General features: G+C 37.6%; 28 protein-coding genes, 1 rRNA gene, 1 pseudogene and 1 riboswitch. Of the genes and pseudogenes, 14 read left to right on the top strand and 16 right to left on the bottom strand.

Annotated features, from left to right (window positions below):
• Positions 1 to 19 precede the first annotated feature (19 nt).
• Positions 20 to 835, bottom strand: coding sequence for a zinc transporter ZupT (zupT, locus tag FS608_RS12920; protein ID WP_144550585.1), 816 nt, complete (start codon positions 833 to 835; stop codon positions 20 to 22).
• 117 nt (positions 836 to 952) lie between these two features.
• Positions 953 to 2,335, bottom strand: coding sequence for a S1C family serine protease (locus tag FS608_RS12925; RefSeq protein ID WP_144550587.1), 1,383 nt, complete (start codon positions 2,333 to 2,335; stop codon positions 953 to 955).
• A gap of 213 nt (positions 2,336 to 2,548) precedes the next feature.
• On the opposite strand from FS608_RS12925, the gene wecB reads away from it, so the two are divergent.
• Entirely contained in the window at positions 2,549 to 3,691 is a 1,143-nt protein-coding gene (wecB, locus tag FS608_RS12930) for a non-hydrolyzing UDP-N-acetylglucosamine 2-epimerase (RefSeq protein WP_144550589.1), read from the top strand.
• 37 nt (positions 3,692 to 3,728) lie between these two features.
• Complete coding sequence (gene gloA2, locus FS608_RS12935; RefSeq protein ID WP_144550591.1) at positions 3,729 to 4,115, top strand: SMU1112c/YaeR family gloxylase I-like metalloprotein; 387 nt, start codon at positions 3,729 to 3,731, stop codon at positions 4,113 to 4,115.
• Positions 4,116 to 4,213: 98 nt separating this feature from the next.
• Here the strand turns inward: gloA2 and FS608_RS12940 are convergent, their stop codons facing one another.
• Complete coding sequence (locus FS608_RS12940) at positions 4,214 to 4,783, bottom strand: hypothetical protein (RefSeq protein ID WP_144550593.1); 570 nt, start codon at positions 4,781 to 4,783, stop codon at positions 4,214 to 4,216.
• A gap of 295 nt (positions 4,784 to 5,078) precedes the next feature.
• On the opposite strand from FS608_RS12940, the gene FS608_RS12945 reads away from it, so the two are divergent.
• Positions 5,079 to 5,735 (top strand): 5-bromo-4-chloroindolyl phosphate hydrolysis family protein, encoded by a 657-nt coding sequence (locus tag FS608_RS12945; RefSeq protein WP_144550596.1) that lies wholly within the window; start codon positions 5,079 to 5,081, stop codon positions 5,733 to 5,735.
• Positions 5,732 to 6,910 carry a toxic anion resistance protein gene (locus FS608_RS12950; RefSeq protein ID WP_144550598.1) on the top strand — a complete coding sequence of 393 codons (1,179 nt, stop codon included), beginning with the start codon at positions 5,732 to 5,734 and terminating at the stop codon, positions 6,908 to 6,910. Before FS608_RS12945 ends, FS608_RS12950 begins: the two co-directional genes overlap by 4 nt.
• An 81-nt stretch (positions 6,911 to 6,991) precedes the next feature.
• Here the strand turns inward: FS608_RS12950 and FS608_RS12955 are convergent, their stop codons facing one another.
• A complete protein-coding gene (locus FS608_RS12955) occupies positions 6,992 to 7,744 on the bottom strand; it encodes a M15 family metallopeptidase (protein WP_144550600.1) in 753 nt (250 codons plus the stop codon).
• Between the two features lie 238 nt (positions 7,745 to 7,982).
• A riboswitch (cyclic di-GMP riboswitch) is annotated at positions 7,983 to 8,068 on the top strand.
• A gap of 50 nt (positions 8,069 to 8,118) precedes the next feature.
• Here FS608_RS12955 and FS608_RS30230 point away from each other — a divergent pair.
• Positions 8,119 to 8,283: a hypothetical protein gene (locus FS608_RS30230; protein ID WP_186328706.1), complete on the top strand. Its 165-nt coding sequence runs from the start codon at positions 8,119 to 8,121 to the stop codon at positions 8,281 to 8,283.
• A gap of 126 nt (positions 8,284 to 8,409) precedes the next feature.
• Positions 8,410 to 8,841, top strand: coding sequence for an SRPBCC family protein (locus FS608_RS12960; protein ID WP_144550602.1), 432 nt, complete (start codon positions 8,410 to 8,412; stop codon positions 8,839 to 8,841).
• A 31-nt stretch (positions 8,842 to 8,872) separates the two neighbouring features.
• Here FS608_RS12960 and FS608_RS12965 read toward each other — a convergent pair whose 3' ends face one another.
• Positions 8,873 to 9,040 carry an acyltransferase gene (locus FS608_RS12965; protein ID WP_144550603.1) on the bottom strand — a complete coding sequence of 56 codons (168 nt, stop codon included), beginning with the start codon at positions 9,038 to 9,040 and terminating at the stop codon, positions 8,873 to 8,875.
• Positions 9,041 to 9,200: 160 nt separating this feature from the next.
• Between FS608_RS12965 and FS608_RS30235 the strand changes: the two genes are divergently transcribed.
• The 5 genes and pseudogenes from FS608_RS30235 to FS608_RS12985 all read left to right on the top strand — a co-directional run bounded on the left by FS608_RS30235 (position 9,201) and on the right by FS608_RS12985 (position 13,024).
• Positions 9,201 to 9,341: a hypothetical protein gene (locus FS608_RS30235; RefSeq protein WP_186328707.1), complete on the top strand. Its 141-nt coding sequence runs from the start codon at positions 9,201 to 9,203 to the stop codon at positions 9,339 to 9,341.
• Between the two features lie 539 nt (positions 9,342 to 9,880).
• Positions 9,881 to 10,447 (top strand): dTDP-4-dehydrorhamnose 3,5-epimerase, encoded by a 567-nt coding sequence (gene rfbC, locus FS608_RS12970; RefSeq protein ID WP_144550605.1) that lies wholly within the window; start codon positions 9,881 to 9,883, stop codon positions 10,445 to 10,447.
• On the top strand, positions 10,444 to 11,313 hold the full coding sequence (gene rfbD, locus FS608_RS12975; protein ID WP_144550607.1) for a dTDP-4-dehydrorhamnose reductase: 870 nt from the start codon (positions 10,444 to 10,446) through the stop codon (positions 11,311 to 11,313). The genes rfbC and rfbD overlap by 4 nt, the downstream gene beginning before the upstream one ends.
• Positions 11,300 to 12,295, top strand: coding sequence for a dTDP-glucose 4,6-dehydratase (gene rfbB / locus FS608_RS12980; protein WP_144550609.1), 996 nt, complete (start codon positions 11,300 to 11,302; stop codon positions 12,293 to 12,295). Before rfbD ends, rfbB begins: the two co-directional genes overlap by 14 nt.
• Positions 12,296 to 12,299: 4 nt before the next feature.
• Positions 12,300 to 13,024: pseudogene (locus tag FS608_RS12985) on the top strand (sugar phosphate nucleotidyltransferase).
• 84 nt (positions 13,025 to 13,108) lie between these two features.
• On the opposite strand, the gene FS608_RS12990 reads toward FS608_RS12985, so the two are convergent.
• Complete coding sequence (locus tag FS608_RS12990) at positions 13,109 to 13,723, bottom strand: LbetaH domain-containing protein (protein WP_222127341.1); 615 nt, start codon at positions 13,721 to 13,723, stop codon at positions 13,109 to 13,111.
• A gap of 319 nt (positions 13,724 to 14,042) precedes the next feature.
• Here FS608_RS12990 and FS608_RS12995 point away from each other — a divergent pair, with 319 nt between their 5' ends.
• Together FS608_RS12995 and FS608_RS13000 are read left to right on the top strand one after the other, a co-directional pair.
• Positions 14,043 to 15,452, top strand: coding sequence for a UDP-N-acetylglucosamine 2-epimerase (locus FS608_RS12995; protein WP_144550613.1), 1,410 nt, complete (start codon positions 14,043 to 14,045; stop codon positions 15,450 to 15,452).
• A 33-nt stretch (positions 15,453 to 15,485) separates the two neighbouring features.
• Complete coding sequence (locus FS608_RS13000) at positions 15,486 to 17,183, top strand: CDP-glycerol glycerophosphotransferase family protein (RefSeq protein WP_144550615.1); 1,698 nt, start codon at positions 15,486 to 15,488, stop codon at positions 17,181 to 17,183.
• Positions 17,184 to 17,279: 96 nt separating this feature from the next.
• Here the strand turns inward: FS608_RS13000 and pseI are convergent, their stop codons facing one another.
• From pseI to FS608_RS13050, 10 genes are all read right to left on the bottom strand, one after another.
• Positions 17,280 to 18,329, bottom strand: coding sequence for a pseudaminic acid synthase (gene pseI / locus FS608_RS13005; protein ID WP_144550618.1), 1,050 nt, complete (start codon positions 18,327 to 18,329; stop codon positions 17,280 to 17,282).
• Positions 18,330 to 18,333: 4 nt separating this feature from the next.
• Positions 18,334 to 18,876: a UDP-4-amino-4,6-dideoxy-N-acetyl-beta-L-altrosamine N-acetyltransferase gene (pseH, locus tag FS608_RS13010; protein ID WP_144550620.1), complete on the bottom strand. Its 543-nt coding sequence runs from the start codon at positions 18,874 to 18,876 to the stop codon at positions 18,334 to 18,336.
• Between the two features lie 10 nt (positions 18,877 to 18,886).
• The gene (pseG, locus tag FS608_RS13015; protein ID WP_144550622.1) at positions 18,887 to 19,945 is read right to left on the bottom strand and encodes a UDP-2,4-diacetamido-2,4,6-trideoxy-beta-L-altropyranose hydrolase; all 1,059 of its coding nucleotides are present in this window, start codon (positions 19,943 to 19,945) and stop codon (positions 18,887 to 18,889) included.
• Positions 19,942 to 20,688 carry a cytidylyltransferase domain-containing protein gene (locus FS608_RS13020; protein ID WP_144550624.1) on the bottom strand — a complete coding sequence of 249 codons (747 nt, stop codon included), beginning with the start codon at positions 20,686 to 20,688 and terminating at the stop codon, positions 19,942 to 19,944. Before FS608_RS13020 ends, pseG begins: the two co-directional genes overlap by 4 nt.
• A gap of 48 nt (positions 20,689 to 20,736) precedes the next feature.
• Positions 20,737 to 21,528 carry an SDR family NAD(P)-dependent oxidoreductase gene (locus FS608_RS13025; RefSeq protein ID WP_144550626.1) on the bottom strand — a complete coding sequence of 264 codons (792 nt, stop codon included), beginning with the start codon at positions 21,526 to 21,528 and terminating at the stop codon, positions 20,737 to 20,739.
• 15 nt (positions 21,529 to 21,543) lie between these two features.
• Complete coding sequence (locus FS608_RS13030; protein WP_144550628.1) at positions 21,544 to 22,500, bottom strand: aldo/keto reductase; 957 nt, start codon at positions 22,498 to 22,500, stop codon at positions 21,544 to 21,546.
• A gap of 67 nt (positions 22,501 to 22,567) precedes the next feature.
• Entirely contained in the window at positions 22,568 to 23,740 is a 1,173-nt protein-coding gene (gene pseC, locus FS608_RS13035; protein ID WP_144550630.1) for a UDP-4-amino-4,6-dideoxy-N-acetyl-beta-L-altrosamine transaminase, read from the bottom strand.
• Between the two features lie 21 nt (positions 23,741 to 23,761).
• Entirely contained in the window at positions 23,762 to 24,730 is a 969-nt protein-coding gene (gene pseB / locus FS608_RS13040) for a UDP-N-acetylglucosamine 4,6-dehydratase (inverting) (RefSeq protein ID WP_144550632.1), read from the bottom strand.
• A gap of 160 nt (positions 24,731 to 24,890) precedes the next feature.
• Positions 24,891 to 25,865 carry a CgeB family protein gene (locus FS608_RS13045; protein WP_144550634.1) on the bottom strand — a complete coding sequence of 325 codons (975 nt, stop codon included), beginning with the start codon at positions 25,863 to 25,865 and terminating at the stop codon, positions 24,891 to 24,893.
• Positions 25,866 to 25,956: 91 nt separating this feature from the next.
• A complete protein-coding gene (locus FS608_RS13050) occupies positions 25,957 to 26,268 on the bottom strand; it encodes an LSm family protein (protein ID WP_222127342.1) in 312 nt (103 codons plus the stop codon).
• Between the two features lie 409 nt (positions 26,269 to 26,677).
• Between FS608_RS13050 and FS608_RS13055 the strand changes: the two genes are divergently transcribed.
• A 16S ribosomal RNA gene (locus FS608_RS13055) occupies positions 26,678 to 26,737 on the top strand; the annotation flags it as partial.

The following is a 26,737-nucleotide window of genomic DNA, read 5'->3' on the forward strand; positions in this document are numbered from 1 at the left end:
CTGACACCAATACCAAAAGTCATATAAATAATAACAGGCTGAGGGCCATTACTGCCATTCCGCCGATTAATCCGTAGATTGATAGATGGGCTTCGTCATATCTTTTTGCTGCAGGCAGTAATTCATCGAGGGAGATGAAGACCATGATCCCTGCCACTGCTGCAAAAATAATTCCGAACATGATTTCGTTGAGAAACGGCATTAAGAAGAGGTAGGCGACTAACGCCCCAACTGGTTCAGACAAACCAGACAAGAATGATAGTTTAAAAGCCCGCTTCTTATCACCAGTCGCAAAGTAGACAGGTACGGAGACGGCGATGCCCTCGGGTATATTGTGAATCGCAATCGCGACGGCAATGGCAATCCCAAGTGCAGGGTCCTGCAGCGCTGAAGTGAAGGTGGCGATCCCTTCCGGAAAGTTATGAATTCCGATCGCAAGAGCTGTAAATGTACCCATTTTTAACAAATCTGGCTTTTCCCCGGTACTCGTACTTCCTCCTCTTGTCATGTCCTCGACTTTCTTTAGTTCATGGGGGTTACTTTGCTTGGGAATAAATTTATCAATGCTAGCTATCAACAGCATCCCAGCAAAAAATCCGCCGACCGTTAACCAGTTTCCTAATTCAATGCCCAAGGAATCAACAAGAGCTACCTTGGCCTTTACAAAAATTTCAACCATCGATACATAGATCATGACACCTGCAGAGAATCCGAGAGTTACGGATAAAAATTTAGTATTGGTATGTGAGGTGAAAAACGCAAGAATGCTGCCAATTCCTGTGGCCAGCCCTGCAAACAATGTTAATCCAAAGGCTAATAACAGATTTTCAGTCACTGTGATCACTCCTTCATGAACTGAATCCCGTATTATAGAAATGGGACGTAGTTTCCACTACATCCCCTTGATTTATAGGTTTTATCTCAATATATTATATTGGTGTCAGGCACCACATTATTCCTCGTCTTTTTTCTGCTTTTTCTGTGCCTCTTGGAGGGCGAGGAGGATGTCTTGAACGTCGATTTTTCCATCGTTGTTTAGGTCGGTTAGAGTATTTTCTGGCCCAGCCTTCGGCGGTGCTGCCGGTGTTGGGGTTGGAGCAGTCGGTGCCTGAGCAACTGCTGGCTGCTTCGGTCTAAAAGCAAACGTAAACAACAGGAGAATTATGATGAGAACGCCAGAAACACCGTCCACGATATAAAAGATTGTGGCGTAATCCGACCAGAGTGTCTTACTGCTGCCCATCCTTTTCTCAGCGTTCGCGATATATTGTTTGATTTCGGAATGATTTGGGTAAATCCGTTGAACCGCCTCAAATTTCTCTAACGCATGCTTATAGTAGCCGCCCCAGTATAGATTAAGTCCTTCTTGGTAAAGCTTATCTGTTTCGCTTTTCGCATTTTTCGCCCCAGCTTGGTTTACAAATTCTTTGACCGTATTAACAGGAACGGCAAAGTTAAAGCCTTGAACTTCCTGGCCATTAACTGTGTCCCCTCTAAAGGTGAGCAGTCCAATGATTTCACCTTTTTCATTGATGACAGGTCCACCGCTATTCCCGTGCGTGGCGGCCGCGTTAATTTGGATGACCGGACTTCCTTGTTCTGTCTTTTTGGAAGTAGCGGAAATTTGACCTGCATTCATGGAAGAAACTAACGATGAATCAGGTGATAATAGATCCGAATCAGCAGCGGCTGGATATCCGCTGACCCAAATGTTATCTTGGTTCTGGATATTATCAGAATCTCCAAGTGGTAAAGTCGGTAAGTTTTTGCCTTCAATTTTTAGAACCGCGACGTCTTTTCCTTCATTTATTGGGGCCCCATAGCTTTTTACTTCACCATCAAGGACATCCCCGCCTGGTAAAATTACTTTGATAACCTTTTGAATTCCAGAGTATTGCGTGTATTGGACCATATAATTATAGGCTGTTTCATAATCTACCTTAAAATAGTCCGCGATGATTGTTACAAGTTGTTCAAATGCAGCATTGGCAATTTCCGAATCTTCTTGTTGAGTCGCTTCCACTACATGTGCATTTGTGACGATATAGCCGTTTGAGGTAATAATGGCCCCTGAACCTGAGCCGCCCACGATCGATTGGTTATTCAGCTGTTCTAATATGGCAATGACTTCTGGATCATTGGGGTTATTAAACTGCCATTGCACAACAGCATAGTCGAGAATACGAACCACAGCTGGCTTTGAGTACTCGGCAAGTTTTTGGGCTTGAGCTATTTTCCCAGCCGCTGGTTTAAGATTGATTAGGAATATGGAAGCTACCATGACTGCGATAAGCAGCAAACTGATAGGTATGGTAAAAAGGGCCCTTTTTTTCAAAACATTATTCACTCCTAGGTTGGATATTTTTCAAAATTTACTCTGCAATATATTCGCCCTGACGAGAAAAGTAATATTGTACAAAGAAATTTTTAGAAAATATCAAGGTGACATTTGAAGTTGAGGAGGATGATTTTTTCATAAACGAGCAATCTTTGGTATCATGTTAGTGAATGAAATTATATTGGATGGAAGAGATTGTTGGAGGCCGCTATGGAGAATCAATTGAAGGTTATGACTGTATTTGGAACAAGACCGGAAGCAATAAAAATGGCTCCCTTGGTAAAGGAATTAGGGAAATACCCTGATCTTATTAAACCGATTGTTACGGTAACCGCGCAGCACCGGGAGATGCTTGATCAGGTGCTGCAAATTTTTGAAATTACTCCCGATTATGACTTAAATATAATGAAGGAACGGCAAACTTTGCTAGAAGTAACAACCCGAAGTTTAGAAGGACTCAATCAAGTTCTTGCTGACGTCAAGCCAGATATTGTCCTGGTCCATGGTGATACGACAACCACCTTTGTCGCAAGCTTAGCTGCTTTTTATCATTCGATTCCGATCGGACACGTCGAAGCGGGGCTCCGGACTCATAATAAATATTCCCCGTACCCGGAGGAAATGAACCGTCAGTTGACGGGAGTGTTGGCGGATCTTCACTTTTCGCCAACTTCCCAATCGAAGCAAAACCTTTTGTTGGAAAATAAGCGGGAAGAATCGATTTATATCACAGGAAATACAGCCATTGATGCGCTAAAAACAACGGTAAGGGGAAATTATTCACATCCTGTTTTAGACCGCCTTGGGAGTGATCGATTAATTCTCATGACGGCCCATCGCAGGGAAAACACAGGGGAGCCAATGGAAAACATGTTCCGTGCGATTCGGAGATTGGTTGAAAAGCATGAGGATGTTCAGGTAGTGTATCCTGTCCATATGAATCCTGTCGTTCGCGAGATTGCCACTCGTGTTCTGGGCGAACATGAAAGGATTCAACTCATCGAGCCCCTGGATGTGATCGATTTCCACAACTTTGCCTCAAGAGCCTATTTGATTTTAACGGACTCTGGCGGTGTCCAGGAAGAGGCGCCGTCGTTGGGTGTACCGGTGCTGGTATTACGTGATACCACCGAGCGCCCTGAAGGAATTGAAGCGGGCACACTTAAACTTGCTGGAACAGATGAGGAAACGATTTTTGGTCTTGCTGATGAGCTGCTTTCAGACCGAGCCGCCCATGACAAAATGGCTCACGCATCTAATCCTTACGGAGATGGCTACGCTTCTGAACGCATCGTCAAAGCCATCCTCCACCACTTCAAAAAAGAAGAACGGCCATCGGACTTAGGGGAATAGAGTGTTTGAGAATAATTGATTAAGGGGATATGGTTAGATGAAGTTAAATAAGATTCATCATGTGGCGGTCATTTGTACAGATTATGAAAAATCAAAGGATTTTTATGTGCGAATTCTTGGGCTTACTCCCATAAATGAGGTATATCGAGAGGAACGAGATTCCTATAAGCTTGATTTAGCAGTGAATGGTCAATATCAAATTGAATTGTTTTCGTTCTCGGCCCCGGCTGAACGGCCAAGCTATCCTGAGGCGGCTGGATTGAGGCATCTTGCTTTTGAAGTAGATGATATCGAAGAGGCGGTTCAATTTATGACCAATCATCAAGTGAATGTTGAAGACGTCCGTATAGACCCAGTAACAAACAAGAAATTCACCTTCTTCCGAGACCCAGATGGACTGCCGATTGAACTGTATGAACGGTAGTTTTACCTAATTCAGTAACATAATAAAATGCCAAAAAGAGCTGGACCAGTGGTCTCGCTCTTTTATTAGATGTAATTGAGCAGTGCTTTGAACAAAAACTAAAAACTGCCCAATCCCTGCCTTGGACTAGGCAGGCCATATTCGCTTGGAGACCATGTTCCATAGCCGCTTAAACTGGGAGCTGGTTGGAACGGCTGCCCATACATGTTCAAAGTGGGTCCAACTACTGGGTAACCCGGACTGCCGCCAGATGGATAGCCTAATCCATATCCTCCACCAAGTCCGGGACCATATGGATTATAGCCTTGACCAGGTGCTCCAGGGAAGCCTCCATAACCTCCTAGATTAGAGGCATTTGCCAGCCCAGCCCCACCTATATATCCTAATCCAAGCCCAAGCAGGCTAGAACCTAATGATCCAAGATTAAATCCTGAATGTCCGCCATGCCCGCCATGGTTATGCTGTCCACCATAGTTATGTTGCCCACCGTGATTGTGGTGTTGTCCACCATGGTTATGTTGCCCACCGTGATTGTGCTGCTGACCACCATGATGATGTTGCCCGCCATGATTGTGCTGCATCCCGCCACCGTGATATTGTCTTTGCAGATTCAGCGGATTTACTACACTATTTTGATACTCAATCGGCATATAATAGGGATTATACATATTTCTTCTCCTCTCTCCTCACAACTTGTATCTATCCTATGCATCTTACAAACTTACTCTTGGGCACAAGCCCCACATAATCGAGGCTGCCGCACCCACACCTATGAAAAATACGTCTCAAGTCCTAGAATTCTTTCCGTTTGAGGTCTATGGTGAGGAGGAGTTTTTTCATGTATTATGGAAGTAGTAAATGGAAATAATTTTCTTTTTGGCATATATTTTGGAGGGAAATGAAACATTCCATTGCTTTCATTCGTAGGAATATAAAGATGTCTTAAGTCAGGAGTGATCAAATATGAACCCGATTTTGTCGTTTCTAATCCGCTCATCTGCAGCTGTTCCAATAACTTTCTTAACGTGGCTAATCAGCTATTTCCCTTTTGACCAAACCTTTTGGGCAGCAACGGGAATTGCATTAACCACAGGGTTTCTCACCCATTTTATTCTCGGCATTGTGATGAACACCCGCTTTTTAAAAAAGCATCAGATATCCAGAAAAGAATATCGGTACATAAGGAAGAACCTTATGGAAGCCAAACAGAAAATCAATCGCTTGAATAAAAACCTTTTCTCGATTCGCGATATTTCATCTGTCAAACAAAGAATTGATCTCCTTAGAATTACAAAAAAAATACACAAGATGACAACCAAAGAACCGAAGCGATTTTACCAAGCGGAGCAGTTTTATTTTTCTCATTTGGACTCCATTGTTGAACTTACTGAGAAATACAGCTTCTTATCTTCCCAGCCGAAAAGGAACATGGAGATGGGTCAATCTCTCATCGAAACGCGCCATACTCTCGATGAACTAACAAGGGTAGTGGAAGAGGATTTGTACAAAGTGATTTCCGATGATATCGATCACTTGAATTTTGAAATTGACGTCGCGAAGCATACCCTCAATAAGGAAAAGGACGCTAAATTCCCGGAAGAAAATAGGTGGCTAAAATGAACGAAAACAACCCGATTCAACCAAGTAAAACTGGTAATTTGTTAGATGATATTCTTGCCGATCCATTTGGGAATCAACTGGAAGCAGCTAATAGTCCGAACCAGCAAACAAGCGAGGCGAAACCGGTCAAATTAATTGATGTAATCCCGGAAGAACATCGGGCCAAAGCTTATCAGATTGCCGAGCAAATCGATCCGACAAACCATCAGTCGATGATTCAATATGGTACCCAAGCCCAAGGAAAGCTGCTGTCATTCTCACATACGATGCTTGAACATGTGCAGAAACAGGATATTGGGGAAATAGGGCAGATCATTAGTGATTTAATGAAGCGGTTGGATGAAGTGAATCCCGATGATTTGAAGGATGGGAAGCCATCCTTATTTGCTCGTATGTTTGGAAAAATTTCAAGCTCCGTTCAAGAAGTACTCTCCAAATATCAAAAAACAGGGGCACAAATTGACCGAATCAGTGTAAAACTGGACCGCAGCAAAAATGTCCTGATGTCCGATATTAAATTGCTCGAACAGTTGTACGAGACGAATAAAGAATACTTCCATGCCCTGAATGTCTATATTGCCGCTGGGGAAATTAAGCTGGAGGAAATGCAGGAAAAGACGATTCCTCAGCTGAAAAAAGCAGCGGAACAGACCAATGATCAAATGAAGTTTCAAGAAGTTAACGATATGATTCAATTTGCCGATCGGTTGGATAAACGTCTGCATGATTTAAAATTAAGCCGAGAAATTACGATTCAAAGTGCACCTCAGATTCGTTTGATTCAAAATACGAATCAGGCGCTTGTGGAAAAAATTCAATCTTCGATCATGACGGCGATTCCATTATGGAAAAATCAAGTGGCGATTGCTTTAACTTTGATTCGCCAGCGTCATGCCGTCGAGGCGCAAAAGCAAGTTTCGAAAACAACCAATGAGCTTCTGTTGAAAAATGCAGAAATGCTAAAAACCAATACCATTGAGACGGCGAAAGAAAACGAGCGCGGAATTGTTGATATTGAAACCTTAAAGAAAACACAGGAAAGCCTGATCACGACACTCGAAGAAACGATGCGAATCCAAGAGGAAGGACGACACAAGCGCCGCCTGGCCGAGCAGGAACTGGCTTCCATGGAAAACGATCTTCGATTAAAACTACTAGAGATTAAAGGGAAATAAAAAAAGGCTCTCGCTGCAAACTAAACATGTGCAGCGAGGGCCTTTTTTGGTGTCAGGCACCATAATCATTCAATCATTCATTCAGTTATTCACAACGGTTGCGTCCACGTATTCTTCAAGCGTGATGCCGCGTTCCATGATTTCTTTGGCGATTTCTTTGCCGACGTAGCGCAGATGCCATGGTTCGTATTGATAGCCTGTGATGTTGTCTTTCCCTTTCGGATAGCGGATGATAAAGCCGTACTCCGCGGCGTGGTTTTCGAGCCAAATCGCTTCATCCGTTCCCTCGAAGCAGTCCTCGGCGGCACATTTGCCATCCCCGCCCGTTACATCAATCGCAAGTCCGGTCTCATGTTCACTCGTTCCAGGAACGGCACTATATTTTCTTGCTGCCTCATATCCATCTTGGTTCACATAGTAGTTGAACAAGGCTGTTTGGGAAGCATGGGACCTGTAGGCCGACACCCCTAATAGCTTCACGCCCTGTTGGTTAGCGCCGGCAAATAATCTTTCAATCGCTGCACCTGCATCAGCTCTCATTTGACGCTTTTCTGATTTTTGATTAAACATAAAGGGGATATCAGGATAAATTAAATCGCTTGGCTGATATTGATCGGGCAGTTTATTGCTCTTATTCACAAGAACAGGTATAACTTCTTGCGAGGAAATCGATTGGCCGCTAGTATCCTTATCCTGTTGTTGAACTTCAGCACGAGGAGAACTATTCTGCGATAAGTTCCCTTCATTCTGAAAAAAGTGAAATTTACCTGTGCAGCCTGCTAATGATAGTGTAAACACAACTAGAAATAAAAAAATAAACTGTATCTTAAACATAGTTAAAAATTCACCCCAGTAACATCATGGACAGGAACCTAGACTTTAAAACGTCTTTTTCCACTCTGTTCCATAGGAATCGTATACGGCTGAGAATTTTAAGATGATTAACAAGCCAATCTAGTATTTAGCTGCGAACAAAAAAGAAGTTTAATTTACCAACGGTTGATAGATAGTGGGTCCAAAGGCACTTTTATTTTATAAATTAGTTGCTTATATTCTAAATAAACACATAAATCGTACGAAACGGCAAAACCACTGAAAAGTGGTGACGCAAAACTACAGGGGCTAAGGTTTTAAGAACGATGCTTGCCAGTTACCGAACACGATCACTCCTGCGATTTATGTTAATCATTAGTGAGGGGGATTTTTTTGTGTTGAAAATGTTTATAAAAGGCAGATATTACTATCATTTAATCCAGCACCGCCACAATGAACTTTTAAAGCAAGATTGTCTGGATGAGGAATTAAGAGCAAAGCTAAAAGTAAGAGCCAGTTATCATAATAGTAAAGCGGTTGAATTTTCTTTAAAAATGTAAGCGAAACCGTATTTGAAGAAAGCCAGTATATTAATACCGGCTTTTTTTACGTATTAACGTATAAAATATTTCCATAGGACAACCATTACAGGTAGAAACGTTAATGACTGAGAGGGGATTATCTAAATGTACAATCTGACAAAATTTAAAATCATGAAACCGGCGAATGAAGTGCTTGAAGCTTTTGTGGACCCTGCAAAAATCAAGAATTTCTGGTTCTCATCAGCTGCAAGATGGGAACAGGGCCAGACCGTTTCACTTAGATATGAAGAATACAATGCCGAAGTCGATATTGAGGTCATTGAGATCTTGCCCAACAAGAAAATTGTGTACCGGTGGGGTACAGATGGACAAGGAAATGTTGTAACGATTTCACTCGAAGAATTGGATTCTTCAAGCACCATCATTGAGATTACCGAAGAAGGATTTAGAGAAGATGATGACGAGTTAATGAGTAATCTGCTCGATAATAAAGAAGGCTGGGTTTTTATGCTGACCTGTTTAAAGGGATATTTGGAGTTTGGCATAAACCAATTACGCGGTGCCATCGTTAAATGATGGAAGGAGCTTGGACGAATCCAAGCTCTATTTAATCAAATCTTTGAACAAAATTACAATTTGAGCAGGATCGTCCAATTAGTTGATTGGCAGTTGGGCATTCATAATAGATTTCTTCAAACCCGCAAATGGAGCAATCGATACTATGGAAAATTTGTCGTTCCCCCAATATGGCATCTAACAAGCATTCAAAATACATGAGATTGCCCTCCAATTGATGATTTTCTTCTAAGATAGCAAAAACCAGAGCGGAAAAAAGAAGAATCCTGTCAGCTCGGACCAGATTGTTTTCGACATAATTCCTCCAGAAATAGTTTCCTTCAATATCGGGTAACCTAATTAAAAAAGGGGGTGCCGTGATGAAGCAGAACGAAGAGAAAACGAGTGAAGGATTAAATGAAATTTTTGAAATTATTAATGCAAAAGGCGACACGGGCGAGTTAAAGGAAATTGTGGATCGTTATGACAGTGAAAATCCGGAGGAAGTCCCGAACAGGTAATAATAAAGGCCTAGTCATCTACTAGGCCTTTTATAATGGGAAATGTGGATAATATTCATCAGAAATGTGGATATATTTTTGTGAATTGTGGGTAAATATGTTGATTTTGTGGATAAAACTGTGGGTTTTGTGGATATTTTCATCCATTGTTCAATATTTTTTGAAAACTCAAAATTTATTCACACAATCTGTGTATAAAGGTTGAAGGACTGTGGATATCCCCGTCGGTTGTGTGGATATAACCAGTATTTATGTTGATAACGTTGTTAATATCCTCGAATAAGTCCACCAGCATCGCTAAACAGACAGGCTGAATTTATATTGGAAAACAAGACTATAAGGACCTATTTGGTCCTTTATTGCTTTTGGCTTTGTTAAACTTGTCTGTGATGTCCGCTTCTATCAACAGAGTGGAAAAATCAACAATAACCTTTAACACATTCTTGGCTTAAAAAAATTTCTTGCCGGAGGAATATTTTTTGCGACATGTTTTTACTAAATAACAAGAGTCCGCATACATTAGTACGAGGTGATGTAATTTGAATGTAGTGGAAACAATTTTGCCAGGAGTTAAAATTATTGATGCTAAGGTTACTGGGGATCATCGCGGCTGGTTTATGGAGACGTATAGTCATCAATTATTTCAACAAGCTGGGATGGACAGCAATTTTGTACAAGATAATCATTCTTTTTCCGCAGCTAAGGGGACTTTAAGGGGCTTACATTATCAATTGAATCCTAAAGCACAAGCCAAGCTTATTCGTTGTACGAAAGGGGCAATTTTTGATGTAGCGGTTGATATTAGAAAGGGGAGCCCGACGTTTGCCAAATGGTTTGGGATTACTCTCAGTGCAGATAACAAAAAGCAGTTATTCATTCCAAAAGGATTTGCCCATGGATTTATGACATTGATGGATGATGTGGAGGTCCAATACAAGGTTGATCAGTTATATACACCCGAATTTGACTGTGGAATTAGTTGGAATGATCAGGTGATTGGCATCAAGTGGCCGAATGATCTTCCCCCAATATTATCGGCGAAAGATGAACATGCCCCTCCCCTATCAAAAGCTAACAATAATTTTATCTATGGAGTGAAACGATGAAAATTCTAGTAACCGGATCTACCGGACAGCTCGGATATGATGTTGTTCGCGAAGGGGGTAAACGTAGCTTTGATATGATTGGTATTGGTTCTAAAGATTTAAACCTTGTGAATGAACATGTGGTTTATGAACGAGTATACGCTATTAAACCTGATGCAATTATTCATTGTGCTGCCTATACGGCTGTCGATAAGGCAGAAGGTGATCAGGAAAATTGTTGGAATGTTAATGTGAACGGTACGAGATATCTGGTAAATGCTGCAAAAGCATTAAAGGCCAAGTTTATCTATATAAGTTCAGATTATGTTTTTGATGGAAGCGGCGAAGTCCCGTTTAAGGAATCAGATGAACCAAATCCGGCAGGGTTTTACGGACTTACAAAATATGAGGGAGAAAAAGTAGTAAAGTCCTTATTAACTGATTGGTTCATTGTCCGGATTTCATGGGTTTTTGGGTTAAATGGCAACAATTTTGTTAAAACGATGCTTAGGCTATCGGAAACCCGGGATGAATTAAATGTAGTAGGGGACCAATTTGGTTCACCTACATATACATTAGATTTGGCCCCCTTATTATTAGATATGATTCAAACGAACAAATTTGGGATCTATCATGCAACGAATGAAGGGTATTGCAATTGGGGGGAATTTGCTGAAGAAATTTTTCAGATCACTGGAAAAAAGGTAAAAGTCCACTCCATTCGAACCGAGGAATATCCTACTGTGGCGATTCGTCCAAAAAATTCACGTCTGTCTAAACAAAAATTAATGGAGCAGGGATTTAATCCATTGCCAACCTGGAAAGATTCATTAAAACGTTTTTTACACAATTTATTAGCTGAGGTGAAAATCTATGGAAAGGACTAAAATTCTTGTCACTGGTGGAGCCGGGTTTATTGGTGGAAACTTTGTCCAATACATGGTGAAAAAATACTCGCATTATCAAATTTATCATTTAGATGCATTAACCTATGCGGGTGATCTTACTAAACATCGTGATTTAGAAAAAAAAGAGAATTATCACTTTATAAAGGCAGACATCACTGAACGGAACCTAATTTTTTCGATTTTTAACAATGAGAAATTTACCCACGTTGTTCACTTTGCAGCAGAAAGTCATGTCGACCGTTCGATTGCAGATCCAGAGATCTTTGTCTGTACCAATGTGTTAGGAACACAGGTGTTATTGGATGCAGCCAAAGAATATGAAGTAAAGAAATTTATTCATGTTTCCACTGATGAGGTCTATGGTGAACTAGATTTTGATACGTCCTCCTTCTTTACGGAAGAAACCCCACTAAAACCTAATAGTCCATATAGTGCGAGTAAAGCAGCATCTGATCTATTGGTTCGAGCATATTATGAAACATATGGTCTGCCAATCAATATCACTCGTTGTTCCAATAACTATGGTCCCTTCCAATTTCCCGAAAAATTAATTCCGCTAACGATTTTACGAGTTTTAAATAACGAAAAAGTACCGGTTTTTGGGGATGGCCAAAATATCCGTGACTGGCTCCATGTTGTCGATCATTGCGCAGCCATCGACCTTATTCTTCATCAGGGTGCGAATGGGGAAGTTTATAATATTGGTGGACATAATGAACGAACAAATATAGAAGTGATTAAAACGATTATTAACTTCTTAGGAAAATCTGAAGAATTAATTGAATTTGTACCAGACCGCTTAGGTCACGACAAGCGTTACGCGATAGACCCTGTTAAATTAGAGAGGTTAGGTTGGAAACCAACATATACTTTTGATACTGGCATTGTTCAAACCATTGATTGGTATCAGGATAACAAATGGTGGTGGGTAAAAAGAGAGAAAATAAATGGAAAGGAATGAAAAGATGAAAGGAGTAATATTAGGTGGTGGTAAAGGCACCCGTCTTGATCCATTTACCAGAATAATCAACAAGCACTTGCTCCCGGTTGGTCCATATCCAATGATCTATTGGCCGATAAATAAGTTGAAACAAGCAGGTGTTACGGAGATTTTAATTATTACTAACAAGCAAGACTTACGTTCATTTAAAGAATTATTTGGTAATGGTGATGAATTAGGTGTTAAGTTGACATATACCGTTCAAAGTGAAAAAGGCGGAGGTATTGCCGATGCCTTAGTATGCGCAAAATCTTTCGTTGATAATCAATGTATCGTTATGTTAGGGGACAATCTGTTTGATGATGATTTAAGACCTTTTATTGAGGATTTTCAAAATGAACCTTATGGTGCAAAAGTGCTCTTAAAAGAAGTGAAGGATCCTAAGAGATATGGAGTTGCCATATTAGATGAAGAAAAAAAACTATACTTTCCATTATTGAGAAGCCTGATAATCCCAGCTCGACATTTTGTGTAACAGGTGTTTATTTTTACGACAAAAATGTATTTGATTTAATTGAGTTACTACAACCATCGAGACGGTCAGAATTGGAGATAACAGATATAAATAATCTCTATATTAGAGGAAAGGGACTTCATTATGATATTTTGAAAGGCTGGTGGCTTGATGCAGGAACTCATGAAGCTTTATTTGAAGCGAATAAACACTTCTTTGAACCCCGCCTTGAGTAAAGTTTCCTAATTAAATAAACGTAAGCCCGTCCAGATTGTTGGACGGGCGGTAATAATGGCGAGGTTTGTTGAAGTTCAAAATGGTCAACTAGTCGTCCATTTTGATTGAAAATATTTCTCCATATATTCTTTAGTTTTTTCTTTAATGATTAAGTTAGGTGAACTTCCAAACACAATACTATTTTCAGGTATATCAGTATCCTTAATATAAGTATTTGCTGATATTAAACAGTTTTCCCCTATTTTACAGTTGCCAATAACTGTTACACCAGAGAACAAAATCACATTTTTCTCAAAGGTAGGAAAAATGCCGTGGTTATTACCTACAGTACAATTCTGAGAAATAGAAAAAAAGTCGGAGTATTTAGCCCTCCCCATTACAGTTCCAACTGGATGGCTTAATGAAAAAATGTCTGGAAGTTCCACTTCAAAGTATAAATCAAAAGAGTTTAATAACTTATTAAGGCAATAAACTATAGTTGACAGGCTTTCATTATTGAATTTTTTCCAAATAGAATTCGATAAATAATTTAGGAACACTGCATATTGATAGGTTTGATAGGGATTAAAGTAAACTTGTCCATCTTTTGAATAATATTTATTTTTATTAAATTTGAAGTTATATTCTGTGCGATCTAAAGCAATATTTATCGCTTCTTCTAGTACTTTAAGTTCCTTTGATTTATCAAATATAAGCAAATTATTTAATTGCTTAGCAACTAAACTAATGTAATTCTTCCTTCGTAATAGACATTAACACGATGATCTACCTCCTAAAATAATCCTGTGACAACCAATAACCTTTTCCAGTTTGGAAAAGTAATCAATAACGATTGTATAATCGTGACTACTTTAAATATTTAAAGAAGATTACAATTGTTCACAAAATTTTTACCTTTTGTGAAAAAAATGAGTCCATTTATAATAACTGCCTGTCCAAAAATAGGCTATAAAATTAGTTGATTTTAATAAACGGAAAAGATGAAAACTTCATAGAATATTTAATGGGGGAGTTGACTTGAGTTTTTTTCAACAACATTATTGGTCTTTGTATCTTGATTTTATAGAGGAATTCAAAGAAGTAGAATATAAGGGTATATTAATCCCTTTGCTTTGTGATTTTTCTGGTTTGTTAAAAGATAATGGCAAATTGGTTCAGAAAATGCAGAATTCATCCTTTAAGGACAACCTAAAGAATAAGATTTACTCTGATACGCAAATTCAACCGCTATTTGATAAGTATATTCAAAAAGGAACAAACCAAAATCCTGTAAATCAAAGCTCTGGGAAGATTCTTCTTTATGAGTATGTTTTACGCTTTCCTGATAACATACTTAAGAAATATTTTGAACCATCGCGGACGGTAATTTTAAGAAAACAAAAAAACATGGGGGGAAATAAAGTAATTCCTACAATTTATTTAGAACAATATAAAAAAGATGTATCAGAACCAGTAAAAAAATATCAGGAACAAATAAAGGATATTATTTTATCTCCTAAAAGTAATCATATCTTTAGAAAAAATAATAATCTTATCGAGAAATTTATGGAATGCCTTCCTGAACTATTGGAGAATTTGGCAGCTATAAACCGTTTTTTTGAGGAAGTTCGGATTTCTTGTATTATTGTAGGAACAACAGAGGATCCTATAAGCCGAAGTATTGTGGCAGTGGCCAATTCCAAAGGAATTCCAAGTATTTGTATGCAGCATGGGTTAATTATGAAGGAGGAGGGCTATTTACCTGTTTTTTCTACCATACAGGCTGTTTATGGAGAATATGAAAAAGCATGGTATATAAATAATGGTGTATTAGAGGAACGAATTGAAATGGTTGGTCATCCTCGTTTCGATGAACTCTTCTCAAAAAAGCAAATGACTAGTTCACTAAAAAAAGACCGAAGAGTAAAGTACGGGAAAAAAAGGGTACTAATCGCAACTCAACCTAATAATCTCCTTGAATGGGAGAAATTAATAAAACATCTTGTTATGGATCATACTAACAAAATAATCATTAAACCCCATCCATTGGAATTTAATAATAAGGGTTTAAGATATTACAAAATGCTTAGTTCAAAGTATAGAGCAGTTAAAATTACTTCAAATCTAAATTTATATGATATTCTTCCAACTGTTGATGTTGTTGTGGTAAATTCATCAACAGTTGGATTAGAAACAATGCTATTTGGAAAACCAATTATCGTTTTTAAACATGGTGTAAATACTAACTATTTTGATAAAATGGGTGATCTTGTTCAATCTGAGCCGAGAAAAATTGCAGAAAACATTAATAATGTTTTCTATAACGAATCCTTCAAAAATTATTATGAAACTAAACGTAAGGAGTTTCTATCTTTTGCGTACCCACAAAATTTTTCGGGTAATTGTTTAATAGAGTTAATTAATAAGCTAACTACAGAAATTAGATAATTTCACAAAATATTAATAAACTGGAGTGATTTTTTGAATACATTTTTTAAACATTTTTGGTCTGTATTTATCGATTTTATTAATGATTTTCAAGAAATAAACTATAAGAACATTCCTTTACCGTTATTATCTACACTGCAAACTTATATAGATGATGAGATAAAATCACTAATGAAAGTAGATTCATTTGGCGATAAATTAAGGAATAAAATTAAAAAGGAGAATCAAATTCAACCGCACTTTGATGTGTTCTTAAGTACAATTCAAAATAACCATTCAAATTTAACGAAAACTGGTAATATTCTAATTCACGATGGAGATCTACTACGTTTTCCACGTGAATATTTATCTACTTTCGATAAGGATAAAACTGATTTCCTGTTTTCACCAAAAATGAAAAATACAAATTCGTATAGAACGTATATCCAAAATTTGAAAGAATTAGGAACGGTTCATCTTTTAGATAATTATCGTGAGGATGTAATAGGGTTAACTAATAAATTTATAAAAAATACGCAGTCTTTATTTTCTCAATATTATGAACATCCCGTTTATAGTAATAAGAGCTTTCAAAATAAATTTATAGAAGATATTCCGATGATGGTCGATTTATTAGCAGCTTATGACAACTTCTTTAATCAAGTCAATGTAGCGTGTGTTATTGTTGGAAATACAAGTGGTATGTTTAGTCGAATTCTTACGTTGGTTGCTAATTCCAGAGGCATCCCAAGTATATGTACCCAGCACGGCATTATAGGGAACGAAATGGGTTATATGCCTGCTTTTGCCTCAAAATATGCTGTATTTGGCCCTTATGAAAAGGAATGGTACCAAAAACAAGGAGTTTCAGAGAATTCTCTAGAAATTACAGGTCATCCTCGATTTGATCAAATCTTTACAAAGAAACACATGTCTAAGAACGAGTTTATTCAGAATCTACAAATTAGCTCAGAAAAAAAACTTGTTTTTATTGCCACAAATATGATCCGTGATATTAATACTTGGTCATCCTTCATTAAACTACTAACAAAAAATCCTTTAATAAACATCATAATTAAACCTCATCCTTCTGAAATAAAACGGTTAGGAACTGATGAATATAAAAAAATTAGTTCAATGTATGATTCAGTTAAGCTTGTTCCGCCTACAATGGATTTGTATGATATTATTTCTAATGCTGATATCGTAGTTCAAGAATATTCAACCGTAGGGTTAGAAGCGATGATATTTAATAAGCCAGTGTTTTGTTTACGTAAAGAAGACTATTACGATGGAAATGACCGCTATTATTATGATAAATTAGCGAAATTTACACATTATGATCCAATAAAACTTGCAAAAATGATTGGTTATTTTCTAGAGAATAGTAATATGCAAAAAGAATGGACCTTACTAAAAGATGAATTCCTTTCCAATGCCTATCCACAAAAAATAGCTGGTAAGAAATTTCAAGAATTTTTATTTAATTTGACTGGAATTAAAGTTTATTCAACAGCTGATGAAATTGTAGACGGAACCCTAGTTAAAGGAAAAAGTGATCAAATTTATTTAATTGTTGGTGGGAAGAAATGTCATATACTCTCGAAATTCGTATTTAAAAAGCTAGGTTTTGATTCAAAGGATATCAGAGTTTTTTATGATAACACTCTGGATGAAATACAAGATGGTCCCACTATTAATTCAGAGAATGTTTTAACATTTATTCAATTCATAAACAAGAATGGTAATTAACGAGTATAAATAATTGTATACATCGAAAAATCTCAGAGAAGAAAAGGACGCCCTCTGTATAACTATTCTAACAGTTATACAGTAGGCGTCCTTTACCTATAAAATAGTCCAATCTGTGGGAGTACCAGCCTTTATGTCTATTGCTGCCTTTTTTCCTAATAACTGTTCGTAATATTTGGGAGCTAATCCATAACCGGGTCTGATGACGCTTAGATTATCTTTTGTAAAAATGTCTCCGGCTTTTAAGTCTTTCGTAATATAGATTGATCTCCTAAATTTCATTGAATTCTTTTCTTGTCCAGTTGCTCCATAAGTCACGGTACCAATAGCTTGCCATGCTCGTTCCGTTTCCACAACTAACGAATGCATTTCATCCGGCTCCATAGAAAAAGCAGAGTCTACACCACCATCTTCACGGGAAAGTGTAAAATGTTTCTCTATAACAGTTGCTCCTAGAGTTACACTAGCAATCGAAACGCCAATTCCCATCGTATGATCCGATAATCCAACTTGGCAGTTAAATAATTCCCTCATATGAGGAATCGTTGATATATTAGTATTTTCGGGGGTAGCAGGGTAAGTGCTTGTGCACTTTAAAAGAATGATATCTTTACACCCTGCATTTCTTGCTGTACGAACGGTTTCATCTAATTCGGCTAGCGTGGCCATACCTGTTGATATAATCATAGGCTTCCCTGTGGAAGCAACCTTTTTTATGAGCGGGATATGATTATTTTCGAAAGAAGCTATTTTATAAAGAGGGATATTTAAGTCTTCGAGAAAGTCCACGGCCGTTTCATCAAAAGGGGTACTAAAGGGAATAAGTCCTAATTCCAAGCATCTATCAAAAATAGGCTGATGCCACTCCCACGGAGTATAGGCTTGTTGATATAGTTGATAGAGATTATTTCCAGACCATAAACTATCTTTATCATCGATCATAAAATCTTTCTTTGCCAAATTTAACGTCATGGTATCCGCCTTATAGGTTTGAATTTTTAATGCGTGAGCCCCTGCTTTTGCAACCGCTTCAACGATTTCCAAAGCACGTTCCAGTGAATGATTATGGTTACCTGACATTTCCGCAATAATAAATGGAGGATGATTGGGTCCAATCATTCGATCTCCAAGTTTTATCTCCTTCATCTAATCACTCCTCTGCAGGAAAATGGAAGTTTAACTGCTGTTTTTGTAGTTGCCAATCCGTTTCAAATAAAGCCAATCGGATCACATCAATAAACTGGCCATTTCTGCAAATTTCCTTTTTAAAAAATCCTTCTTGGATAAATCCTAATTTCTGATGAAAACGTTCACTTCGTTTATTAAAGGATAAAACTTCACCAATGACTTTTCTGATCTTTAAATGATAAAAGGCGTATTCGAGCGCAAAACAGCCCATGATGGTACCGGCACCCTTTGGAGCGTTCTTTTCACCAATATAAAAACCCCAGGAACAGGTTTGATTTTGCTGGTTAATATTATGAAATGAGATGAGTCCTAATGGCATATTTTGATAAATAAAGAGTCGATATAAATCAGCATGATTTTGCAAAACATTCGCAAACCATTTGCAATGCTGTTCATAAGGAATCAACTGATCATTATACATATTTATCCGAATGGACTCTCTATTTCTCCATTGAAAGAGGATATCTTTATCCTTTTCTGTTAATTCTCTTATATAATAGTCCATATGATTCTACCTACTCCAGTATTTGTTTTATCATTGTTTGTTGGTTAAATTTTGCATCTTTGAATAAAAGATTCGCTAATCTTGCCATTTCCAATCGTTCGCCTTCATTTTCAATCAATTCTTTCAATTGAAGGGTTAGAAATGATTGCGTAACAGTTTCCTTTTTTCCGAGGTATTTAATCACTTTTTCCTTGGCAAGACCTTCGCAAATCTTTTCCTGATTGGCAGCAATACTGATGACAATACTAGGAAGTCCTAGATACAATCGTTCCCAAGTGGTTGTGCCGCCTGCCCCAATAGACAAATCAGCATGGGACATTAGTTCAGCCATGTTATTTACCTGACAATGAAAATGGAGATGATCATGCAAATGACAAAGGGAGGCAAGTTCTTTTTTATAAGGGTTTGACTGCCCAACGACTACGTCTACTTCAATGTCCTGGCGGCCTAATTCCAAAAAAGCTGCAAGTGCTTTTCCTGTTTCATTTGTTTGATCAATTCCGCCAAAAAACAGGAAAATTCGCTGCACTTTTCCACTTCGAATTCTCTTTGCTTGTTTATAGAACTCGCTTCTTATCAGAACGTAGCTTGGTCCGAGAAATGTTTGACAATGGGGAGGGACTAATGGAAGATACCTATATTGATAATGTTCAAGATAGTTTTGATCTAATAAATAGTCACAATCGTGCTTCCGATCAGCCAAATCATCAATAACCATGATTTTGTTTACATTTCCTCTTAAACGTAATTCCCAATCTATGTTTAGGGAATAGTGATCGATGATTAACAAATCAATGACTTTACCCTTCAATAGCTCTTTTGTTTGCGCAGCATCAACACTAATGGGAACACCTAACCAGTGATAGTGCAAAGGGGCTTTCAGGGCAGGGAGTTTTAAAACGTTATAGCCAATTTGTTCAATTAATCCACATAAATGTCCAGGATGTTCACGACAAATAAAGCTGACAACTGCACCTTGTTCATGAAGTTTATCAGCAAGGGTTAAACATCTCATCACATGGCCTGTTCCGATTTCGAATGAGGAGTCTACACGTATATATACATTCATAATTCGTCCTCTAATTTTTTTTGTTCAATATGAGAATTTAATAAAGTCCAATCCTGATGTTGTTGTAATAAAACAATAATATCTTCCATGGTAAAATATTCCCTTTTCTTTTCATAAAGCTCTTCCAGCACTCGTGATATTAACTCTAAGTCCTCTTCTGTATCCACCGTTAAGCGATAAGAGCTTAAATCGACCGGGTGTTTAACAACTCCTATGTTAAACTTGTCAGGGTGAAGACGTATATATGGTGTGACATGCTCACGATATGCTGGACTTGTGGCTTCCTGATAGGCTTGCTTTAAGGCATTCATTGAGAATACTTCAGTATCCAAACCAAGAGGGTAGGTTCTGTCAATCGAGTTTGAAACATAATCATATTTACTTGGATTGGATAAAAGTTCTGCAATGATTTTATCAATAATAGTAGGATCTATTAATGGATCGTCCGACGTAAGGCGGACCACCACGTCAGCTTTATATAAATTTGCTGCTTCAAAATACCTCGCTAGCACATCCATTTCCGAGCCTCTGAAACAGTCCACTGACAGCCTCTTGCATAGGTCAATAATAGGCTGTTCCGTTTCCTTTGTCGTTGTTGCAACCACTACTCGAGTAATTAACTTTGATTTTCTAACTCTCTCAATTTGGAATTCAAGCAATGGTTTACCTAGAACTTCTTTCATGACTTTTCCCGGTAATCTTGTTGAACCCATTCTTGCTTGCATAATTGCTACAATGTTCAATCATCTACCTCCTAATGAAGGACTTTATATTTCCGGAGTTCTGGTGATCTACCAAGCCGTCCAGCCGCCGTCGATCGAAATATTTTGCCCGGTGATATAACTTGAAGCATCTGAAGCTAACAAGACAATAACACCTTTTAGGTCGTTCGGCTGCCCGATTCTCTTTAAGGGATTTTTTTCACTTAATCGATCAATAAATTCTTTATCTTTCTGTACTTCTAAATTTGGAAATGGACCTGGGGAAATACAGTTTGCTCTTATCCCCTTATTCCCATAATGGCAGGCAAGATACCGTGTATATTGGATGATAGCTGCCTTTCCTGCACCATAATGGGGGGGATTACTAAAGGGATTACCAGTATACAAATCGGGATTAGGTGATACAACGCCATACATCGAAGCCACATTAAGGATGACTCCGCCTTTTTGAGAAACCATATAAGGCAACACAGATCTAGTACATTTATATACATTATTAATGGTTCCTTCCATCCCACTATACCAATCCTCATCCTTCATTGTCTCTAATGTCCCACCGGAACCAAAATAAGCATTATTAACAAGGATATCAATTGTTTTTCCTGATTTATGAATCTCCGCAAAACATTCAGCAATGGAGTCAGAATCACTTACATCCATATATAGACCTTGGCAGTTCAGTTGAAAGCGCTGGTTTAATAAATCAGCCAATCGTTGACACTTCTTTTGATTTTTACTGACAATAAAAAGATTTGCCCCGGCCTCCGCTAATCCTTCTGAAATCGCTGCTCCTAAATGGCCTGCACCACCAGTAATCAGAGCATTTTTACCTCTAAGACTAAACAAATCATTTATTGACACTCGACCTTAGCCTCCCTATTTCCATAGCGTTGGATTGCTCACTCTTTCAGGAACGTCTCTGAATAGTTCCGTTAATTGATGTACAACCGAAGTTGGCAATTTTGGTAATGTCATCATATTAATATTATTCTTTAATTGGCTTAATGTTTCACAACCAATCACGATGCTATGAATCTGAGGTAAATCTCTAACAAAACAAAACGCAAGTACAGAAGGGTCCATTTCGTTTTCTGAGGCAATTTCATGAAATGGATCGAGCCACTTTTTTGCGAATTTTAACTGGTCAGGTAATTCATCGGTTTTCATTAACAGTAAACCTTGTAAATATACACTTCGTACATAAATTTTTATATGGTGCTTTGACAACTTTTCCAGTAATCCAGTGTGGATTAACTGTTGATTAAAAACGTTAATAGGGACTTGAATCATATCAAAACAGTCTGATTCAATTACTTGTCTTACCGCTTCCGGTGTATAAACAGAGGCGCCGATATTTTTAATTAGCCCTTGTTTTTTTAACGTTACCAAGCATTCAATCAACTTACCCTGATGTGATGTCAGATTCCGTTCATGATGAAGAGAATAGCCGTCAATCGATTGAATCGCCAATTTATTTAACGATGCTCTAAGATTCCGTTCCACCTCTTGAAGTAATTCACGGTATGAAGTGGTGTCAGCCATTTTTACCTCTGGCAGTTTTGAAAAGATTTTGGGTAAGCTTTGTGAATGCTTTTTTTGTTCCTGTAAAAAGCGCCCAATTAAGGGTTCGCTTTCACCATAATATGGAGCGGTGTCGAATTCAGTGACGTTTTTTAAAAGAGCGTAGTTTAAGATTTCAATAGCATCCTGCACATTGGGCATACCTATTTTATTTGCAATACCATATTTTAGTCCTAACTGGACTGTACCCAAGGTCAATTTAGGGTAGTTTTTTTGATTTACCTGATCCATTTTTAGTAATCCCTTCTTCATCAGGGTCCGCGGGAAAGTGCTTCAACTGCGGAGTAATTTTTTTCTGTAGTATCGGGAAATTGTTTAGTTATATAGAATAGTAGGATACAATCTTTTTGACAGCTTGAATGACATCGGATACATCTAATTCGCTCATCTTGGGGAATAAGGGGAGAGTGATTATTTCTTCATAAAGTTTTTCGGCTTGTGGGCATAATCCTTTTTGGAATTCTAGTTGTTGATAATAAGGAAGAAGGTAGATAGGAATATAATGAACATTTACACCGATGTTCATGGATAATAAATGTTCAACTATCTCTTTTCTCTTCGCTTTTAATAAATCTTGGTTTAAGCGAATAATGTAAAGATGCCAGCTTGATTCTGCTTCGGAATGCTGGTAAGGAATCGTTATTTGCGGAATCGTTGCAAAAGCAGCATTATACATTGCTGCATACTTTTTTCTTAATTCAATAAATTTATCAATCTTTTTCAACTGGCTGGTTCCTAGTGCAGCTTGAATGTCTGTCAATCGATAATTAAATCCAAGGAACTGCATCTCATAATACCAGGGACCATGATTTTCAAGCATCTTATTTTGGTCTCTAGTAATTCCATGAGATCGAAATTGCAGCATTTTTTCATAATACTCTTTATTGTTTGTTGTGATCATTCCGCCCTCACCGGAAGTTATATGTTTTACGGGATGAAAACTAAACATGGTCATATCGCTTATCGATCCAACTTTTTTTCCTTTATATTTGGCCCCAAGGGCATGTGCAGCATCTTCAATCACTACTAGACCATACTTTTTTGCAATTGCATAAATTTCCTCTAAATCGACAGGTTGTCCTGTAAAATCGACAGGGATAATCGCTTTTGTTTTATTGGTAATATGTTTCTCTATTTCTTTTGGATTGATATTGTAAGTTTTAGGATCTATATCTACAAAGATAGGTTTTCCTCCTAGATATAAAACACAGTTAGCGCTGGCAGCGAAGGTTAAAGGGGTTGTAATGACTTCGTCTCCTATGGTAATCCCAGCAGCAAAGCATGCGCCATGCAATGCTGCTGTCCCATTGGAAAAACTTACTGCGTATTTGGCTCCCACATAGTTTGCGATTTCCTGTTCAAACTTAGAAACTGCCGGTCCTGTCGTAAGGTAATCACTTTTTAATACATTGACGACGGCCTCGATGTCATCGTCATCAATCCATTGTTGGCCGTAAGGTAGATAGGTATTTCTCATTGGTTTATGGTCCATTTCAAGCTCCTTCCTTTGTATCTACTCGTTCACTAAATTCCTTAGCTCGTCTATCGATAGCCACTGTTCATTAGTATTACTTACATAGCTGAAGCCATCAGGTAATGGCTTCCCACCATTTATATATTTATCATTCCACCACGGAAATTCTGGTTGAATGACATAGTGAGTGCCCAATTCTACGGTACGGCGGGCATCGTCTTCCGTGATCATGGTTTCATGCAATTTCTCCCCTGGTCGAATACCAATAACCTCTATTTCACAGTCAGGAGCAATTGCCTCCGCGAGATCGGTTACCTTCATACTTGGGATTTTAGGCACAAATATTTCTCCGCCATTCATTCTGTTCAAACTATCAATCACAAATTGAACCCCTTGGTCTAAAGTGATCCAGAATCGTGTCATCCGCTTATCTGTAATCGGTAATTTACCTGTTTCTTTCATTTTTTGGAAAAAAGGGACTACACTGCCCCTGCTGCCAACGACATTTCCATAACGGACAACAGCAAACTTCGTGGTTTTGCCTCCAGTATAAGAATTTGCGGCCACAAACAATTTGTCTGATGCTAACTTAGTGGCTCCATATAGGTTAATCGGATTTGCAGCTTTATCTGTACTTAGAGCAATGACTTTTTCTACCCCTCTGTCAATGGCAGCTTCAATTATATTTTGCGCACCATGGATATTGGTCTTAATGGCTTCAAACGGATTATATTCACATACACCTACATGCTTTAATGCAGCAGCATGGATGACGATATCGACACCATTAAAGGCACGAAATAATCTTTCTTTATCACGTACATCTCCAATAAAAAAGCGAATTCTAGGATCGTTATACTCCTGAGCCATTTCATATTGCTTTAATTCATCGCGGCTGAATATAATGACTTTCTTTACAGCTGTTTTTAAAATCTTGCTAACAAAGTTTTTTCCAAACGACCCTGTGCCACCCGTTATTAGGATGGTTTTTCCTTTTAATTCATGCAATTTTCTCCCTCTTTCACTTGTAGGATATAACTGGTGTTTCAAAGGATTGTGAAACCAAAATAGTAATAAGGGTCTAAGATTTCCTTATTTTTATGTTCTAAGATTTATAGATGTTCATTATATTAGACTGAGTTTGGTTGTTTTTATGAAACAGTCCTAGTTATTTTTCGTTTCCGTTTATTTGTTTAAGTAATAATTCAATACGATGAGTAAAAGTATGATCTGTCAAAATTCTCTCTCTTGCATTTTGACTATAGAAATTTCTGGAGTTTTCATCCATTACAAACTGATTGATTAAATGAACACATTCATCAAAATTATTGTAGGGGACAATTTCTCTAGAGGTATCAAAATGCAGGGTTAAATCTAATTTATTTTCTATTAATTGAAATCCTCCACAAGCTGCAATATCAAAAGTACGATTATTAATGCTCTTACTTTCAATTCCAAGTGTATTTTGATTCTTATGAAAATTATAAGATCGGTGAGGGTTTAAGATGATTTTGGAGAGAGAAAAGATTTGTCTTACAAACTCTGGTTTAATCCATTTATTGATAATTTTCAGTTGATGATTATTTTTATAATTAATAAATTTTGACCAGTTTGGCCCCACTAATAGCAAAGAATAGGATGTTTGGTCTAAGATATGTTTGATTAATTCTATTCTGTTTGTATAAGGATAACCAATGAGACATAAATCATAAAGATAATGATTCGGAATATTGGCTGGATAGTAAAGAGTGGGATCAGTTCCTAGGGGAAGATGGTAAATTTTTTTATTAGGGAACCTTATGTTATAAAATTCACATGCACCTATATCAATAGTAAATATATAATCATATTGCTCTATTAAATTAACAGATTGGTCAATATAATAGGGGTCTTCTGTAAGCCAAACACCAAGAGTTGTCCCCCTTTGTTTTAGAATCTGTATTAACTTGTAATCTACTTTGTATCCAACAAAGGCAAATACAAAATCCGGATCTAAGCTTTCAATCAGCTCAACAGTTTCCTCCGTATACATTGGGGTGATTTTGGCTATAGAATGGTTCATTGTTTTAAATGCTTTTTCTATTGTATCTTCAAAAATGGGATAAATCCCTAAAAAACCAGATGAAATAAATAGTATGTTCATAGTTCCTAAACCCCTATTAAAAAAATGATCAGAAGTGGAAAATTATATACATTTTATATAGATAGAAGGTATATGATTTTTTCTAGAATATTTAATCTGATGATGATTCTTCTAGTTCTTCTGACAGTATTACTGAAAAGCTTTCGATATCTCTGCAGCGAACAAATGTTAATTGTTCTTCTGAGAAGGGTGAAAGAATAAATGTCTCAACAATTTCCACAATGCCACTTGCTGTAACTTTTCTGAGTTCACCCTGAAAAGTATCACCAGACTCTGTTCTAATTGTTACTTCTCTGCCTATGAAATTTCTAAGCTCATAGCACAGTTCATCTTCGTGAAATCCTTTTTGTACTTTTGGTCTACCAGGTCCAGGCAAATGAATCACTCCTTTCTTTTTTCTCATGGTAGTTTATGCATAAAAGGACAAGCATGTGAAAATATTTTTCGTAAAATGGTAAAAATTACCATTTCTGATTTTAAAGATAATGATGAAGATAAGAGGCGGCCTTTTTTAAGTGATTAGGTATCTCATAGGATTTTGGAGCAGGCTTAATAATTTTTTTAATGTTTTTTTTAATAGGCATTGACCAATCTATTAATCTCCTGTATTATTTGAAAAGTCGTCAGCGAAGCGATTTAAGTTAAGTGAAAGAAGTTGTTGACTTTAATAACTTAAAATGATATATTAATAAAGTCGTTTTTGAGCGATGATTGTTCTTTGAAAACTAAACAAACAAAATCGTGCAAACAAACATTAAATTTTAGTTTCAGAAATGAAACTAAGCCAACGTAACAAAATGAGCTAATCAACTTTCTTGGAGAGTTTGATCCTGGCTCAGGACGAACGCTGGCGGCGTGCCTAATACATGCAA

It is taken from the genome of Bacillus sp. X1(2014) (assembly GCF_007678255.1).

Coding starts and splice junctions, on each gene's coding strand:
- wecB (WP_144550589.1), top strand. CDS start 2,549: ATGGAGAATCAATTGAAGGTTATGACTGTATTTGGAACAAGACCGGAA.
- gloA2 (WP_144550591.1), top strand. CDS start 3,729: ATGAAGTTAAATAAGATTCATCATGTGGCGGTCATTTGTACAGATTAT.
- FS608_RS12940 (WP_144550593.1), bottom strand. CDS start 4,783: ATGTATAATCCCTATTATATGCCGATTGAGTATCAAAATAGTGTAGTA.
- FS608_RS12945 (WP_144550596.1), top strand. CDS start 5,079: ATGAACCCGATTTTGTCGTTTCTAATCCGCTCATCTGCAGCTGTTCCA.
- FS608_RS12950 (WP_144550598.1), top strand. CDS start 5,732: ATGAACGAAAACAACCCGATTCAACCAAGTAAAACTGGTAATTTGTTA.
- FS608_RS12955 (WP_144550600.1), bottom strand. CDS start 7,744: ATGTTTAAGATACAGTTTATTTTTTTATTTCTAGTTGTGTTTACACTA.
- FS608_RS12960 (WP_144550602.1), top strand. CDS start 8,410: ATGTACAATCTGACAAAATTTAAAATCATGAAACCGGCGAATGAAGTG.
- FS608_RS12965 (WP_144550603.1), bottom strand. CDS start 9,040: ATGTATTTTGAATGCTTGTTAGATGCCATATTGGGGGAACGACAAATT.
- FS608_RS30235 (WP_186328707.1), top strand. CDS start 9,201: ATGAAGCAGAACGAAGAGAAAACGAGTGAAGGATTAAATGAAATTTTT.
- rfbD (WP_144550607.1), top strand. CDS start 10,444: ATGAAAATTCTAGTAACCGGATCTACCGGACAGCTCGGATATGATGTT.
- rfbB (WP_144550609.1), top strand. CDS start 11,300: ATGGAAAGGACTAAAATTCTTGTCACTGGTGGAGCCGGGTTTATTGGT.
- pseI (WP_144550618.1), bottom strand. CDS start 18,329: ATGAAGGAGATAAAACTTGGAGATCGAATGATTGGACCCAATCATCCT.
- pseH (WP_144550620.1), bottom strand. CDS start 18,876: ATGGACTATTATATAAGAGAATTAACAGAAAAGGATAAAGATATCCTC.
- pseG (WP_144550622.1), bottom strand. CDS start 19,945: ATGAATGTATATATACGTGTAGACTCCTCATTCGAAATCGGAACAGGC.
- FS608_RS13030 (WP_144550628.1), bottom strand. CDS start 22,500: ATGAAGAAGGGATTACTAAAAATGGATCAGGTAAATCAAAAAAACTAC.
- pseC (WP_144550630.1), bottom strand. CDS start 23,740: ATGGACCATAAACCAATGAGAAATACCTATCTACCTTACGGCCAACAA.
- FS608_RS13045 (WP_144550634.1), bottom strand. CDS start 25,865: ATGAACATACTATTTATTTCATCTGGTTTTTTAGGGATTTATCCCATT.
- FS608_RS13050 (WP_222127342.1), bottom strand. CDS start 26,268: ATGAGAAAAAAGAAAGGAGTGATTCATTTGCCTGGACCTGGTAGACCA.